Source organism: Streptacidiphilus fuscans (assembly GCF_015690355.1).
GTDB classification, from domain to species: Bacteria; Actinomycetota; Actinomycetes; order Streptomycetales; family Streptomycetaceae; genus Streptacidiphilus; species Streptacidiphilus fuscans.
Genome location: NZ_JADPRT010000007.1, coordinates 309,122 through 324,469, shown reverse-complemented (window position 1 = coordinate 324,469; position 15,348 = coordinate 309,122). Strand labels below are relative to the sequence as shown.

The window sequence follows — 15,348 nt, the reverse complement described above, 5'->3', positions numbered from 1 at the left end:
GAGCAGATGGTCCTCAACGGTCAGGGCCATCCGGACAGGGTGGTTGCTCGCGCAGTTCCCCGCGCCCCTTAGGTCTCAACGGGGCTGAGCCGCTCGGTGGGGAACCGGGCCTGCACGGTGAAGCCGCCGTCCGGGTGGGGTTCCGCGAGCAGGACCCCGCCGAGCTGTTGGGCGCGTTCGCGCAGGCCGATGAGGCCGTGGCCGCCGCTGGGGAGGAGCAGGGGCTCCGCGCCCTGGGCGCGGGGGCCGTTGGTGACCGTCACGTGCAGTGCGTCGCGGGTGTCGGTGTGGGTGACGTGGACGGTGACCGCCGAGCCCGGGGCGTGCTTGCGGACGTTGGTGAGCGCCTCCTGGACCGTGCGGTACGCGGCCCGCGCGACCGGCTCGGGGACCGTTCCGTCGGTCACGCCGCACTCCAGCGTCGCCGACAGGCCGGAGCCCGTGACCAGGCGCGGCAGATCGGCCAGGGTCGGTTGCGGGGTGAGCTGCTGGGCCTCGCCGCCCGCGCCCGCCGCGCGGAGGACGCCGACCATCTGGCGGAGCTCCTCCAGCGTCTTGACCGAGAGCTGACGGATCGTCCGGGCCGTGTCGCGGGTCGCGTTCGGGTCCTCCGCGCGGACCTGGAGCGCGCCGGCTTGGATGGAGATCAGGCTGACCTGGTGCGAGACCACGTCGTGCATCTCGCGGGCGAGCCGTGCCCGCTCGGTGGAGAGCACGCTCTGGGCCAGCAGGTCCCGCTCGCGTGCCTGACCACGCGTCAGCTCGTCGAGGCGGACGGCGAGTTCCCTGCGGGTGGTGACCAGCATGCCGAGGGCCAGCGGCGCGCCACCGGTCAGCAGCGCGTACATCACGGCCAGCGCCGTCGTCCGGTCCCAGCCGGGGAGGTTGTCGGACCAGGGCCACGGCAGGAACTGCGCCAGCGCGACCAGCAGCGCGCAGCAGCCCACCAGCCAGCGGTTGCGGTGCTTGACGGCGACCGAGTACTTCACCGCGACCGAGTAGACGGCGATCATCGGCGCCAGCCAGATGTAGCTGAGCTGGAGGCCCGGCAACGTCGCCAGCAGCACCCACACCGGCCAGCGCTTGCGCAGCAGCAGCGCCGCGGCGGCCAGCAGCGAGGTGGTCATCTGGACCGTCGAGCCCAGGTCGTTGGCGAGGAACGCCTCGACCGTCGCCAGCAGCACCGGCGTGGGGACGGTCACCCAGGGCGAGGTGTACCAGGGACGCCGGAGCACGGTCGGCGCGGGCGCCGTCGTCGCCACGGAGCTCACTTCTCGGTCCTGCCGCGAGCCTGGCCCGGCGACTGGCTGGGTGACTGGCCGTGCGACTGGCCCGGTGACTGGTGGTCCCCGGCCAGCAGACCGGCCTGGTGGGCGAAGACGGCCGCCTGGACCCGGTTGGAGGTGCCGAGCTTGGCCAGGATCGCGCTGATGTGGTCCTTGACCGTGCCGGTGCTCAGGAAGAGCCGGGAGGCGATGTCCGCGTTGGAGAGGCCCTCGCCGAGCAGCGCCAGCACGTCCAGCTCGCGGGTGGTCATGGTGGCGAGCCGGGCCGCGGTCTGCTTGTCGGGGCCGGAGTCGAGGTAGCCGGCGATCACCGTGTCGGTGACCGTCGGGGAGAGGATCCGCCCGCCCGCGGCGAGCACCCGGACCGCGTGGACCAGCTGCTCCGGATCGGTGTCCTTGAGCAGGAACCCGCCCGCGCCGCCGCGCAGCGCCGTGCCGATGTACTCGTCGGTGTCGAAGGTGGTCAGCATCGCCACGGCCGGAGGCTCGGGCAGCTCCATCAGCCCGCGCAGCACGGTCAGGCCGTCGACGTCGGGCATCCGCACGTCGAGCAGTACCACCCGCGGGCGGGTCCGGGCCACGGTCGCCACCGCGTCGCCACCGCCGCAGGTGGCCACGACCTCGATGTCCGGGGCCGAGCCGACGATCAGGCTCAGGCCGGAGCGGACGAGAGTCTCGTCGTCGACGATGACCACAGGGATCACAGGGCGGTCCTTCAATCTTCCGTGCGGGTTTTCGATGGCGTTCGCTTCAGGTTCCGCGCGTGGGCTTCCCTGGGTGAGGGCCTCCACGCGTGAGAGGGTCTCTACGCGTGTCCAGCATCGCGGGTCCTTCGTAAGAGCCTACGAGGCTTCGCACCCGTGTGGGGTCTTGCCGAACGAGCGTCGAACGGGAGAGGCTGCGCACGGCCACAGCGGTTCCACGGACGGCACCGGACGAGGAGTGATCCATGGCACAGCGGCTGCGTCTGGGCGGTATCGCCTACGGCGGCGACTACAACCCGGAGCAGTGGCCGGAGGAGGTGTGGGCCGAGGACGTCGCGTTGATGCGGCAGGCCGGGGTGAACCTGGTCAGTCTCGGCATCTTCTCCTGGGCCAAACTGGAGCCGAGGCCCGGCGAGTTCGACTTCGGCTGGCTGGACCGGGTGATCGACGGCCTGCACGCGGGCGGGATCGCCGTGGACCTGGCCACGCCCACCGCCGCGCCGCCCGCCTGGTTCCAGCGCGCCCACCCGGACGACCGCCCGGTCACCGCCGACGGGCGAGTGCTCGGCTACGGCGCCCGGCAGACCTACTGCCCGAGCGCGCCCGCGTACGCGGAGGCGTGCGCCCGGATCACCCGCGAGCTGGCCGCCCGCTACGCCGGTCACCCGGCGGTCGTGCTCTGGCACATCCACAACGAGTACGGCTGCCATGTCGCGCGCTGCTACTGCGAGCGCAGCGCCGTCGCCTTCCGGGAGTGGCTGGCCGACCGCTACAAGACCGTGGACGCGCTCAACGAGGCGTGGGGCACGTCGTTCTGGGGCCAGCGCTACGACAGCTTCGAGGAGGTCGACGCGCCGCGCACCGCGCCCAGCGCCGTCAACCCGACCCAGCAGCTGGACTTCCGCCGCTTCTCCTCCGACGCGCTGCTGGCGCGCTACCGGGCCGAGCGGGACATCGTCCGGGCGGCCGACCCGGACGTGCCGATCACCACCAACTTCATGGCCGGGCTCACCGACAACCTGGACCTGTGGGCCTGGGCGCGCGAGGTCGACGTCGTCGCGACCGACCACTACACGTCCGCCGAGCGCCCGGACAACCAGATCGGGCTGGCGCTCTCCGCCGACCTGACCCGTTCGCTGGCGGGCGGCGCGCCCTGGCTGCTGATGGAGCACTCCACCTCGGCGGTCAACTGGCAGCAGCGCAACATCGCCAAGCGGCCGGGCGAGATGGCCCGCAACAGCCTGGCGCACGTGGCGCGCGGCGCGGACGGGGTGATGTTCTTCCAGTGGCGCGCCTCCCGCGCCGGTGCCGAGAAGTACCACTCGGCCATGGTCCCGCACGCGGGCACCGACACCCGGATCTGGCGCGAGGTCGTCGACCTCGGCACCCGGTTGCAGCAGCTCGCGCCGGTGCGCGGCAGTCGCGTGCGGGCGCAGGCGGCGATCGTCTGGGACTGGGAGTCGCTCTGGGCGCTGGACCTGGAGTACCGGCCCAGCGTCGAGCTGAACTTCCGCGAGCGGATCGACGCCTACTACGAGCGGCTCTGGCGGGCCGGGGTGACCGTCGACTTCGTCCACCCGACGGCGGACCTGAGCGGCTACCGGCTGGTCGTCGCGCCGTCGATGTACCTGGCGCCGACGGCGTGGGCGGAGAACCTGCGCTCCTGGGTCCGCTCCGGCGGAACCCTGCTGACCAGCTACTTCACCGGCATCGTCGACGAGAACGACGCGGTCCACCTGGGCGGTTACCCGGGCGCGCTGCGCGACGTGCTGGGCGTGCGCACCGAGGAGTTCCTGCCGCTGCGCAAGGACGAGCGGACCAAGCTGGTCGCGCCGCCCCGGATCGAGGGCGCCGGCGCCGCGCCAGGGACAGCCGGTCGCTGGGCCGAGGACCTGACGCTGACCGGCGCCTCCGCCGTGCTCCAGCACGCCGACGGCCCCGCCGCCGGACGTCCCGCCGTCACCCGGCACGGCTACGGCGAGGGCACCGCCTGGTACGTGGCGACCGCGCCCGATTCCGGCACCCTCGACGCGGTGCTGCGCGCCGCGCTGGCCGACGCCGGGGTCCGGACGCCGAGCGGCGTGCCGGACGGCGTCGAGCGGGTCCGGCGCGTGGCCGAGGACGGGCGTGGCTGGGAGTTCGTGATCAACCACGCCGACACCGAGGCCGTCGTCCCCGGCCCCGGCAGCGGACACGTCACCGTGCCGGGCGGCGCGGTGGAGGTACTGGACATCGCATCGAACATCACTGGAGGGGTTGTATGACGGTCGAGCGCAGCACGGTCTTCGGCACGACGGCGGAGACGTACGACGCGGCGCGGCCCGGCTATCCGGACACGTTGATCGAGACGGTGCTGGAGTTCGCGGGGCCTCTTGCCGACGACCGCCGCGCGGTGGAGATCGGCGCGGGGACGGGCAAGGCCACGGTCGCCTTCGCGGGGCGGGGTGTGCCGGTGCTCGCGGTCGAGCCCGACCCGAGGATGGCCGAGGTGCTGCGCCGCAACACCGCGGCCCTGCCCGGCGTGGAGGTGCGGATAGGCCGCTTCGAGGACGCCGCGCCGCAGGACCACGGCGCGGGCCTGGTGTACGGGGCCCAGTCCTGGCACTGGCTCGACCGGGCGACCCGACGGGACCACGTGTTCGACGCCCTGGCTCCGGGTGGCGCGGTCGCGCTCTTCTGGAACCTGACCGGCATCGTCGACCGCGACCTCGCCGAGCGGATGACCGCGCTCGACGAGCGCTGGGACATGGGCATGCGTCATGTCGCGGGCTGGGCCGCCGAGTTCGCGGGCGAGATCGAGGCGACCGCCGACAACGACTGGGCCGGGTTCGAGTTCCGCGACGACGCCCGCTTCGCCGACCAGCGCTCGATCCGATTCCGCAACGGCGTCGCCTGGCACACCAGCGACCAGTGGGTGGAGCGGCTGTCCACCCACTCCGGCACGCAGATCCTGGCCCCGGCCGAGCGGACGGAACTGCTCGGCGCGGTCCGCGCCCTGCTGGACGCCAACGGCGGCGGCCTTACGGCCGCGTCCTTCACCGACCTGTTCCTGGCACGGGCGGTCTAGAAGTCCTCCAGCGTCCCCCGGACGAGTCGGCCTCGCCTCACGTCCGCCGCACCGGGCCCGCCCTATGGTGGACTGGTTTGCAGACGGACGGGGCGGGACACGGCACGTGGGTACGACCGAGATCGCAGCCGTCGCGGCGCAGCGCACGCGCCCGGCGGCCACCGGGACCACCCCTGCGCGCACCCGCCGCCGAGCGCCTGCGTGGGTGTGGACCTGGGCGCCGGCCGTCTGCTTCGCCGTCCTCTACACGCTGCTCGCCGTCCGGCGGCACCAGCAGCAGCAGACGGCCGGGTACGACCTGGGCATCTTCGAGCAGACGGTGCGCGCCTACGCGCACCTCCAGGCGCCGATGGTGCCGCTGAAGGGCACCGGTTTCGACGAACTCGGCGACCACTTCAGCCCGGTGCTCGTTCTGCTGGCTCCCCTCTACCGGGTCTTCCCGAGCCCGGTGACGCTGCTGGTGGCGCAGAGCGTGCTGCTGGCGCTGGCCATCGTGCCGCTGGCCGGGTGGGCGCTGCGGGTGCGCGGACCGGTCGCGGCGCTCGTGGTGGGCGGCGGGGTCGGCGTGTCCTGGGGGATCGTCCAGGCCGCGGACTTCGACTTCCACGAGATCGCCTTCGCCGTCCCGCTGATCGCGTACGCAGTGTGCGCGCTGGGCGAACGGCGCTGGCGGGCGGCCGCGTTGTGGGCCTTGCCGCTGCTGCTGGTCAAGGAGGACCAGGGGCTGACCGTCGCCGCCGTCGGCGTCTTCGTCGCGCTGCGCGGCCCGCGTCGGCTCGGGCTCTGGCTGACGGCCGCCGGGGCGCTCGGCACCTGCGCCGAGGTGCTGCTGGTGCTCCCGTCCTTCAACGCCCATGGCGGCTTCGACTACTGGCAGCAGATCACCGGCGGCGGCACCGACACCACCGGCGGCATCACCCAGGCGGGCGGCGACGGTTCACTCCTCGGCCTGCTGCTCCATCTGCCCTGGCCCGGCGTCAAGTGGGCCACCCTCCTGCTGCTGCTCGCCCCGACCGCGTTCCTGGCGCTGCGCTCGCCGCTGGTGCTGCTCTGCGCGCCGACGCTGCTGTGGCGCTTCGCCTCGGGCAACGCGCACTACTGGGGCTTCCATTACCACTACAGCGCGGTGCTGATGCCGATCGTCTTCGGCGCGTTCGTCGACGCCCTGGACCGGGGCGGCGTTCCGCCACGCGTTTTGCGCGGCGGGCTTGCGTTCAGCGCCGCGTTCAGCCTGGTGACACTGCCGTGCTTCCCGCTGTGGGACCTGACCCACCGCGGCGAGTGGACCACCAGCGCCCATGTCCGGGACGCCGACCGCCTGTTGCAGCGCATCCCGAGCGGCACGACGGTCGGCGCGGGCAACCGCCTGGCCGCTCAGCTCGTCTCCCGCGACACGGTCGGCCTGGTCTGCCTCGACGCCGCCCAGGGCGTCACCCCGCAGTGGGTCGTCGTCGACGCCAAGGACTCCAAGGCCGTGGCCCCGTGCTCCGCCTCGGCGGCGATCGCCGCCCTGCATGGCTACGAGACCCGCGGGTACCGGGTGGTGGGGAGCGACGACGGGGTGACCCTGTTGCGGCGGTGACGAAGGGGGCGGCATGAGGACAGCCGACAGCGCGCGGGACCCGGAGCAGTTGGCCGAGGCGGGGCTCGCCTGGCTGCTGAGCAGCGCCCGGCAGGGCGGGGACGGCAAGCTTCACTGGACCACACGGCCGAGTGACGAGGAGCCCAACCCTGTCCTCTACAGCGGCACTTCCGGGATCGCGGTCGCCCTGCTGGAGGCGTACCGGCACTTCGGCGACGACCGCTACGGCACCGCCGCCCTGCGGGCCGCACGCAGCATCGCGGCGGTGGTGCCGGACTGGGAGCTGCACGGCCTGTACCTCGGCCTGAGCGGCATGGCCTTCGCCTTGCACGCGGTCGGCGAGCAACTGGACGATCCCGCGTCCACGGCCGCAGCGCGCCGCGCGCTGGACCGGGTCCGTGCGGGCTTCGACGGCACCCGCTGGGGCCGGTACCTCGAACTGCTCAGCGGCAACGCCGGCGTCGCCCTGGGCGCGCTGGCCGTAGGGGACCGGGAGTTGGCGCTGCTGGCCGTCGAGCCCTTTCTGCGGACGGCCGAGCCGACCGCGCACGGCGTCCAGTGGGAGCAGCGTCAGGGGACCGCGTCCCGCTTGCACCACGTCTCGCACGGCACGTTGGGCATCGTTGCTGCGCTGGCCTCGGTCGGCCGGGCGGAGGGCCGGGCCGACCTCGTCGAGCTGGCCCTCGCGGGCGCGGCGGACGTGGTCGCGCGGGACGAGGCAGGGCCGTGGGGCTTCCTGGTGCCGCACTCGGACCCGCAAGCGTCGCCCGAGCGGATCGAGCGCTACAGCTTCGGGTGGTGTCACGGCCCGGCCGGGGACGCGCAGGTGTTCCGGCTGCTGCGCGACGTCGATCCGGGAGGAGAGTGGTCGGCCCTGGTCGACCGGTGCTGGTACACCGTCACCCGCTCCGGCCTGCCACGCCGGCTCCACCCGGGCTTCTGGGACAACAGCGGCCGGTGTTGCGGTACGGCGGGCGTCCTGGCCTTGGCCGGTGACCGGATGGCGGAGGACGGGGACGGAGCACCCCGGTTCGCCGCAGCGCTCGTCGCGGACCTGAGCCGGCGGGCGAGCGTCGACGACGCGGGTGCCCGCTGGTCCAACGTCGAGCACCGGCGCAGCCCGAGTCTGCTGGAGCCGGAGTACGGCTGGGCGATGGGCAACGCGGGCATCGTGCGGGAGTTGCTGCGGTTCGTCCGGGTCTCACGGGGCGACGGCACCGGATATTCGGTTGCCTGGCCCGACCAGCCTTCCGCTACGGTGGAGACATGAAGCGCGCTGCAGCAGTCATGACGACGACGCCGGACCACGTCCCGGTGCGCTGATCTTCGCTGTCAGTCCGAAGCCCCGGGGCGAGTGCCCCGGGGCTTCGGCGTTTCCGCGCTCCGGGCGCTCGCTCCTCCCGTGAGTCAGGAGAGTGCGATGCAGGAGCACGACGCCGACGAGCAGCACGAGAACCAGCTGCACCAGCACGACCACCGCCGTCTCGGCCGCGAGCTCGGGCTGTTCGACAGTGACCCGCTGATCGGCGCGGGTCTGCCGTACTGGCTGCCCGACGGCGCGGCGGTGCGGCACAGCCTGGAGGAGTACATCCGCGAGGTGGAGCGGCGGGCCGGGTACCGGCACGTCTACTCGCCGGTGCTGGGCAAGCGGGAGCTGTACGAGATCTCCGGCCACTGGCAGCACTACCGCGAGGACATGTTCTCGCCCATGGAGCTCGGTGGGCAGCACGGCGAGGAGCAGCTGGTGCTGCGGCCGAGCCTGTGTCCGCACCATGCGCTGATGTTTCGCTCACGCTCCCGCAGCTACCGCGAACTGCCGCTGCGGTTCGCCGAGTTGGGGGCGATGTTCCGGTCCGAGCGGACCGGGGTGCTGCGCGGGCTGACCCGGGTGCGGGCGATCCAGCTCAACGACGGGCATGTCTTCTGCACCCTGGACCAGGTCGCCGGTGAGGCCGCCGCCGCGCTGGAGCTGATCCGCCGCGCCTACGTCGCGCTCGGCATCGAGCCCAGCCGCTACCGGCTGTCCCTCCCCGGCCCCGGCGGCAAGTACGTCGCCGCGCCCGAGCTGTGGGAGCGGTCGACCGCGCTGCTCCGCGCGGTGCTTGACGACTCCGGGCTGGACTTTGAGGAGGCCGAGGGCGAGGCGGCCTTCTACGGGCCGAAGATCGACGTCCAGGTGGTCGACAACGCGGGCCGCGAGGCGACCCTCTCCACCGTCCAGGTCGACTTCCACCAGCCCGAGCAGTTCGACCTGCACTACGTCGGCGCGGACGGGGCCAAGCACCGGCCGGTGATGGTGCACCGGGCGATCATCGGCAGCGTCGAGCGGGCCGTGGCGCATCTGCTGGAGCAGCACGGCGGGGCGTTCCCGGCCTGGTTGGCGCCGGTCCAGGTGGCCGTGCTGCCGGTCACCGAGGACCAACTGCCGCAGGCGGAGGCGTTCGAGGCGCGCTGCCTGGACGCGGGACTGCGCGTGGAGCTGCTCGGGCCGGAGCGCGGCAGCCTCGGCGCGCGGATCCGCGAGGCGCGGCTCGCGCCCTACCAGGCGGTGATCGGCGCCAAGGAGGCGGCCGACGACCACGTCGCGCTGCGGCTGCGCGACGGGCGTCGGATCGACCCGCTTCCCGCCGACGAGGTGCTCGCCCGGATCGGAGCCCTCGTCGGCGCGCACCGCGTCGACCTGTGGGAGTGACGGCTGACGGCTTGTCAGCCCAGGCGGCTGACCTCGGTGACCCGGAGGACCGCCCGGCCCTCCTCGTCGGAGGAGTGCAGGTCGACCTCGGCGCTGATGCCCCAGTCGTGGTCGCCCGCCGGGTCGTCGAAGATCTGCCGGACCAGCCAGGCGCCCTGGACCGACTCGTCGTCGATCAGCAGCATCTTCGGTCCGCGCGCGTTCGGGCCGGTGAGCAGGTCGTCGTGTTCGTCCCAGTACGCGTCCATCGCGTCGGCCCAACGGTCGGCGTCCCAGCCGCCGTCCTCGGCGTCGAGCTCGCCCAGCGCGTCGTAGTGCTCCAGCGCGGCGAGCTCGACCCGGCGGAACAGGGCGTTGCGGACCAGGACGCGGAAGGCGCGGGTGTTGGCGGTGACCGGGGCGGTCCTCTCCTCCAGGGACTCCTCCAGCTCCTCCTCGTCCTCCGGGTTGGCCAGCTGCTCCCACTCGTCCAGCAGGCTGGAGTCGACCTGGCGGACCAGCTCGCCCAGCCAGGAGATCAGGTCGCGCAGGTCCTCGGACTTCAGGTGGTCAGGGACGGTGTGCTCGACCGCCTTGTACGCGTTGGCCAGGTAGCGCAGCACCAGGCCCTCGGTGCGCGGGAGTTCGTAGAAGCCGACGTAGTCGGTGAAGGTCATCGCACGCTCGTAGAGGTCGCGGGCGACGGTCTTCGGGCGCAGCGGGTGGTCGCTGATCCACGGGTGCGAGCGCCGGTAGACCTCGTACGCGTGCTCCAGCAGCTCCTCCAGCGGCTTGGGGTAGGAGATCTCCTGGAGCCGCTCCATCCGCTCCTCGTACTCGACGCCGTCGCGCTTCATCTCGGCGACGGCCTCGCCGCGCGCCTTGTTCTCCTGCGCGTGCAGGATCTGGCGCGGGTCGTCCAGCGTGGACTCGACGACGGTGAGCATGTCCAGCGCGTAGGTTGGCGAGGCCGGGTCGAGCAGCTCGAAGGCGGCCAGCGCGAAGGTGGAGAGCGGCTGGGTGAGCGAGAAGTCGTCCTGAAGGTCGACCGTCAGCCGGACGATGCGTCCCGTCTCGTCGGGGTGCGGCAGCCGCTCGACGACGCCGCCCGCCTCCAGCGAGCGGTAGATGGCGATGGCCTCGCGGATGTGGCGGCGACGGGTCTTCGGGTCGTCGTCGTTGTCGGTCAGCAGGTGCCGCATCGCCTCGAAGGCGTTGCCGGGACGGTTGATGACGGAGAGCAGCATCAGGTGGCTGACCTTGAACCGGGAGACCAGCGGCTCCGGCGCGGCGTCGATCAGCTTGTTGAAGGTCTCCTCGCCCCAGGAGACGAAGCCCTCCGGGGCCTTCTTGCGGACCACCTTGCGCTTCTTCTTCGGGTCGTCGCCAGCCTTGGCGACGGCCCGCTCGTTCTCGATGACGTGCTCGGGCGCCTGCGCGACGACGGTGCCGACGGTGTCGAACCCGGCGCGTCCGGCGCGGCCCGCGATCTGGTGGAACTCACGGGCGCGCAGCATCCGCACCCGCTGGCCGTCGTACTTGGAGAGCGCGGTGAACAGCACCGTGCGGATCGGCACGTTGACGCCGACGCCGAGGGTGTCCGTCCCGCAGATCACCTTGAGCAGCCCGGCCTGCGCCAGCCGCTCCACCAGCCGCCGGTACTTGGGCAGCATGCCGGCGTGGTGGATGCCGATGCCGTGCCGGACGTAGCGGGAGAGGTTGCGGCCGAACTTGGTGGTGAAGCGGAAGTTGCCGATCAGCGCGGCGATCGCCTCCTTCTCGGCCTTGGTGCACATGTTGATGCTCATCAGCGCCTGGGCGCGCTCGACGGCCTGCGCCTGGGTGAAGTGCACGACGTAGACGGGCGCCTGACCGCTCTTGAGCAGGTCCTCCAGCGTGTCGTGGATGGGGGTGCGCTGGTACTCGTAGAAGAGCGGCACCGGGCGCGTCGCCGAGGAGACGGTGGTGGTGTCGCGGCCGGTGCGGCGCTTGAGGTCCGCCTCGAAGCGGCGCACGTCGCCGAGCGTCGCCGACATCAGCAGGAACTGCGCCTGCGGCAGCTCGATCAGCGGCACCTGCCAGGCCCAGCCGCGGTCCGGCTCGGCGTAGAAGTGGAACTCGTCCATCACGACCTGGCCGACGTCGGCCTGCGTGCCGTCCCGCAGCGCGATCGAGGCCAGCACCTCCGCGGTGCAGCAGATGATCGGCGCGGTCGGGTTGACCGACGCGTCGCCGGTCATCATGCCGACCTTCTCGGTGCCGAACATCTTGACCAGGTCGAAGAACTTCTCCGAGACCAGCGCCTTGATCGGCGCGGTGTAGAAGGTCCGCTGCCCGTTCGCCAGCGCCGCGAAGTGCGCACCCGCAGCCACCAGGCTCTTTCCGGAGCCGGTCGGGGTGTTGAGGATGACGTTGTTGCCAGAGACGATCTCGATCAGCGCCTCTTCCTGGGCGGGGTAGAGGGTGATCCCGCGCTCCTCGGCCCACCCGGCGAAGGCCGTGAAGAGGTCGTCGGGCTGGGGCGCGGCGGGGATGAGATCAGTCAGGGTCACCCGACCATTCTGCCTGCTCCGGCTCCTCCGGCCGGCCCTCCCCGTCCGCCGGGGTCACCCGTAGTGCTTCGCGGCCCACCGTCGCAGTTCGGACGCCTCCTCGGGCTGCCCGACCTCGTCGAGCGCGGCGGCCTGCATGGCCAGCACCTTGAGGAGACGCGGGACCAGGCCGGGCGCGGTGGCGACACGGCGACGGTAGATCTCCGCCGCCTCCGCCGTGAGTGCCAGCGCCTCGGCGAAATCGCTCTGCCGCGCCCGGACGAGGGCGAGAACGGTCAGCGACAGGGCGAGATCCGGTTCGTGGGCGTCGGCTTGTCCCGCCGCCAGCCGACGCCGGATCGCCACGGCCTCCCGCGCGGTCGCCAGCGCCTCCTCCTGCCGCCCCGCCTCCGACAGCCGGACGCCGAGGTTGTTCAGCGACAGGGCGAGCTTGGGTTCGTGGGCGGCAGGATCCCTGGCCGCCAACCGGTGCAGGATCGCCGACGCCTGCTCGGTGACGGTCAGTGCCGCGTCCTGCCGCCCCGCGTTCGACAAGTGCTCCCCGAGGTTGGTCAGCGAGTCGGCCAGATCGGGTTCGTGGGCGGCCGGGTTCTCCGCCGCCAGCTCGTCGAAGGCCTTGACCGCGCACTCGGCGATGGTCAGTGCGTCGTCCTGCCGTCCCGCCTCCGCCAGCCGGATGCCGAAGCTGGTCAGCGCGCGGCCGAAGTCGCCTGCGTAGGCCGCCCGGTTCTTCGACGCGAGCCCCTGCAGGGTCAGCACCGCCTGGTCGGTGACAGCCACCGCCTCCTCCTGCCGCCCCGCCTCCGACAGCCGGACCCCGAGGTCGGTCAGGGTGGCGGCGAGGGCGGGTTCGTGGGCGGCGGGGTTCTGCGTCGCCAAACGCTGGAGGATCGTCGTCGCCCGCTCGGTGACGACCAGGGCCTCCCGCCGCCGCCCCATCTCCGCCAGCCGCGCGCCCAGATTGGCCAGCGAGAGGGCGAGTTGGGGTTCGTGGGCCGCCGGGTCCTCCGTCGCCAGCCGCTCCCAGATCTCCGCCGCCTGCCCGGTGGCGGCCAGCGCTTCGCCCGGCCGCCCCGCCTCCGACAGGTGAGCTCCGAGGTTGTTCAGGGTGAGGGCGAGGTCGTGCTCGTGGGCCGCCGGGTTCTCGGCCGCCAGCCGCTCCCAGATCTCCGCCGCCTGTTCCAGGGCGGCCAGCGCCTCCCGCCGCCGCCCCGTCTCCGACAGGATGTTCCCGAGGTTGTTCAGTGAGCGGCCGAGCTCGGGTTCGTGGACGGCCGGGTTCTCCGCCGCCAGCCCCTGCCAGATCTCCGCGGCCTGCTCGACGGCGACGACGGCGTGACTCCGAAGACCGACATGGCGCAGGCGTACCGCTAGGTCGTCGTTGACGCGGGCACGGGTGGGCGGGTCGTCGGCGACGGCCAGGAGGTGATCGGCCAGGCGTGCGGTGACGGCCGCGATGCCGATGTCCAGATCCGTGTGCCGCCCGGCGGGGAAGAGGGCCGCGACAGCTCCCAGGACGGTGAGGTCGACGTCGTCGAATTCGGCCAGGGCGAACAGCGCGCTGCTCCCCGCCCGCAGGGCGAGTTCGGGATGGCTCCTCAGCAGGGGGTAGAGCTCGGCCGACGCGACGTGGGGCCATCGGCGGGCGGTTTCGATCAGCACGGTCAGCACGTCGCGGGCCCAGGGCGCGGTTGCTCCCGCATCGGAGCCCGCGCCCGCATCGGAGCCCTGGCCCGGATTGGAGCCCGCGCCCGCATCGGCGGACGCGGCCGCCAGGAGCCGTGCGGCCGCGCCGTGGGCCCAGTCGTCGGTGGCCGCACCGGGCACGGGATGAGGCGCGTCGGGGCCGGCCGGGGTGGTCAGACCGAGGAAGTCCTCGCCGAGGCGGTCGGGGTAGAGCGGCTCCAGCACGGTGACGGCGCGTGCGGGCTCGGTCGGGGGAGCCGGATAGCAGGTGCGGTGGTCGTCCAGGAGGATGTTGGCGGCTTCGGCGGTGTCGGCGAGCCCGACGCAGGCGAGTGCGTCCCTGGCGTGGGGGCGAGCCAGCGGCCGGGTGAGGGTGGCGGTGAGCACGGCGCGGCCCATCGTCTCCGGCGTGGTCGTGAGCGGCCCGGACGCGCGCTGGTGCAGGGCGCTCCAGTGGGCGCGTTCGCGCCTCAGGAGATACGCGGACGCGCGGGCCGGGTTGTCCGGGGCCGTATCGTCGCGCAGGCGGGCGTCGACGGCAGCCAAGGCGGCGATGTGGATGGTCAGGACCTGGGCGTAGGCGTCGTCGAGGTCGAGGTCCTTGGGCGGTTCGATCAGGTCCGCCTGCTCGGCGCGCAGGCCGAGGTGGTCGGCGAAGCTGTCGCGCGCGTGGCGGAAGAGGTCGGCGCGCGCGGACGGGGCGCTCGCCAGCGGCCGGAGCGGTTGGGCTTCGGCGGGTGCGTCGAGGGCGTCGCCGATCCAGGTCGAGAGGCTCTCCCACCAGAGGCCCGCCGGGCGGGCCAGCAGCAGGATCCGCACCGGAACACCGGCGGGGTGCAGCAGTGACTCCCGCAGGAGCTTGCGCAGGTCCGCGGTCGGCCAGCGTTCGGCGTAGTCGACCACCAACAGGATCCCGGCCCCGGTCTCGGGCACCGGGTCGGTGGCGAGGGGGTCGGCGCCGGTCTCGTTCACCACCGCCTGCCACACCGTCCACCCCGCCGCCCGGCTGAGCTCGGCGAAGTGCGCGGCGAGCCGGCTCTTGCCCTGGCCGCCGGGGCCGTGCACGAGGCGCGCGGCCAACCGGTCGGCCGCGTCGTCACGCCAGCGGGCCAGCTCCTCCAGGTCGTCGTGGCGGCCGATGAACGGCACCACCTGGTGCACGGCCCGCAGCAGCCGGGACGGCTGCTGGGCGAGGAGCCGGGCGGACACCCGGTCGGGCTCGACGGGGAAGCTCTCGACCCGGTAGCCGGGCTTCCACTGGTGCACGAAGTGGACGTGCTGGACGCCGTGGTCGCCCGCGATGAACGCGGTGGGACCGTGGAAGACACCGCCGTGACCCGTCACGACTCGGGGCCGAAGCGAACATCCTGCCGGTTGTTGTTGCCGACCTGGAAGGCGACCGGCCCACGGAAGGTGTTGCCCGACACGAGCCCCACCCCGCCGCTCGCCCCGGCGGTCGCCGCGTCCAGCAGTCGCCTCAACTCGGCGGCCACCGTTGCCCGTTCCTCGTCGTCACGCAGATCCTCCAGCAGATCGCGGAAGCGGGTCTGCCAGGAGGCCGCCGCCAGACCCTGGGCCTGCTCGACCGCGTCGGGCGCGGTGCGCGCCACTTCTGCCGCTGTGCGGTCCAGCCGCTCCAGGGCCGTCTGCTGCGCGGCCTCCGGTGCGTGGCCGCGGCGGAAGAGACGGGCGATCCCGTCGCGCAGTCCGTGCCAGGCATCCGTACCGACGGCCTGTGCCACGGCCGTCCCCGCCGTCGTCGCGAGCGCGAGCAGCTCCGGATCCAACGTGTCCCCCCAG

The 15,348-nt window shown here is 72.9% G+C and carries 10 protein-coding genes; 5 read left to right on the top strand and 5 right to left on the bottom strand.

Features of this window, described 5'->3' with window-relative positions; genetic code table 11:
- Positions 1–68: 68 nt before the first annotated feature.
- Both I2501_RS19245 and I2501_RS19240 read right to left on the bottom strand, forming a co-directional pair.
- A complete protein-coding gene (locus tag I2501_RS19245) occupies positions 69–1,262 on the bottom strand; it encodes a sensor histidine kinase (protein ID WP_328806473.1) in 1,194 nt (397 codons plus the stop codon).
- 5 nt (positions 1,263–1,267) lie between these two features.
- Positions 1,268–1,990: a response regulator gene (locus tag I2501_RS19240; RefSeq protein ID WP_196195313.1), complete on the bottom strand. Its 723-nt coding sequence runs from the start codon at positions 1,988–1,990 to the stop codon at positions 1,268–1,270.
- A gap of 245 nt (positions 1,991–2,235) precedes the next feature.
- Here I2501_RS19240 and I2501_RS19235 point away from each other — a divergent pair, with 245 nt between their 5' ends.
- From I2501_RS19235 to thrS, 5 genes are all read left to right on the top strand, one after another.
- Positions 2,236–4,254 (top strand): beta-galactosidase, encoded by a 2,019-nt coding sequence (locus I2501_RS19235; RefSeq protein WP_196195312.1) that lies wholly within the window; start codon positions 2,236–2,238, stop codon positions 4,252–4,254.
- Positions 4,251–5,057 carry a class I SAM-dependent methyltransferase gene (locus I2501_RS19230; RefSeq protein ID WP_196195311.1) on the top strand — a complete coding sequence of 269 codons (807 nt, stop codon included), beginning with the start codon at positions 4,251–4,253 and terminating at the stop codon, positions 5,055–5,057. Before I2501_RS19235 ends, I2501_RS19230 begins: the two co-directional genes overlap by 4 nt.
- 106 nt (positions 5,058–5,163) lie before the next feature.
- The gene (locus tag I2501_RS19225; RefSeq protein ID WP_328806471.1) at positions 5,164–6,639 is read left to right on the top strand and encodes a DUF2079 domain-containing protein; all 1,476 of its coding nucleotides are present in this window, start codon (positions 5,164–5,166) and stop codon (positions 6,637–6,639) included.
- Positions 6,640–6,652: 13 nt separating this feature from the next.
- Positions 6,653–7,909: a lanthionine synthetase LanC family protein gene (locus I2501_RS19220; RefSeq protein WP_196195309.1), complete on the top strand. Its 1,257-nt coding sequence runs from the start codon at positions 6,653–6,655 to the stop codon at positions 7,907–7,909.
- Between the two features lie 150 nt (positions 7,910–8,059).
- Positions 8,060–9,331, top strand: a complete 1,272-nt coding sequence (gene thrS / locus I2501_RS19215; RefSeq protein ID WP_196195308.1) for a threonine--tRNA ligase — start codon at positions 8,060–8,062, stop codon at positions 9,329–9,331.
- A gap of 14 nt (positions 9,332–9,345) precedes the next feature.
- Here the strand turns inward: thrS and I2501_RS19210 are convergent, their stop codons facing one another.
- From I2501_RS19210 to I2501_RS19200, 3 genes are read right to left on the bottom strand one after another with little or no spacing between them, the layout of a single operon-like run.
- The gene (locus I2501_RS19210) at positions 9,346–11,862 is read right to left on the bottom strand and encodes a DEAD/DEAH box helicase (protein WP_196195307.1); all 2,517 of its coding nucleotides are present in this window, start codon (positions 11,860–11,862) and stop codon (positions 9,346–9,348) included.
- 54 nt (positions 11,863–11,916) lie between these two features.
- Positions 11,917–14,892: a tetratricopeptide repeat protein gene (locus I2501_RS19205; RefSeq protein WP_196195306.1), complete on the bottom strand. Its 2,976-nt coding sequence runs from the start codon at positions 14,890–14,892 to the stop codon at positions 11,917–11,919.
- On the bottom strand, positions 14,889–15,335 hold the full coding sequence (locus I2501_RS19200) for a hypothetical protein (protein ID WP_196195305.1): 447 nt from the start codon (positions 15,333–15,335) through the stop codon (positions 14,889–14,891). The genes I2501_RS19205 and I2501_RS19200 overlap by 4 nt, the downstream gene beginning before the upstream one ends.
- Positions 15,336–15,348: the final 13 nt, after the last annotated feature.

Bases quoted from the DNA above. Each gene is read 5' to 3' on its own strand.
- I2501_RS19235 (WP_196195312.1), top strand. From the start codon at position 2,236: ATGGCACAGCGGCTGCGTCTGGGCGGTATCGCCTACGGCGGCGACTAC.
- I2501_RS19230 (WP_196195311.1), top strand. From the start codon at position 4,251: ATGACGGTCGAGCGCAGCACGGTCTTCGGCACGACGGCGGAGACGTAC.
- I2501_RS19220 (WP_196195309.1), top strand. From the start codon at position 6,653: ATGAGGACAGCCGACAGCGCGCGGGACCCGGAGCAGTTGGCCGAGGCG.
- thrS (WP_196195308.1), top strand. From the start codon at position 8,060: ATGCAGGAGCACGACGCCGACGAGCAGCACGAGAACCAGCTGCACCAG.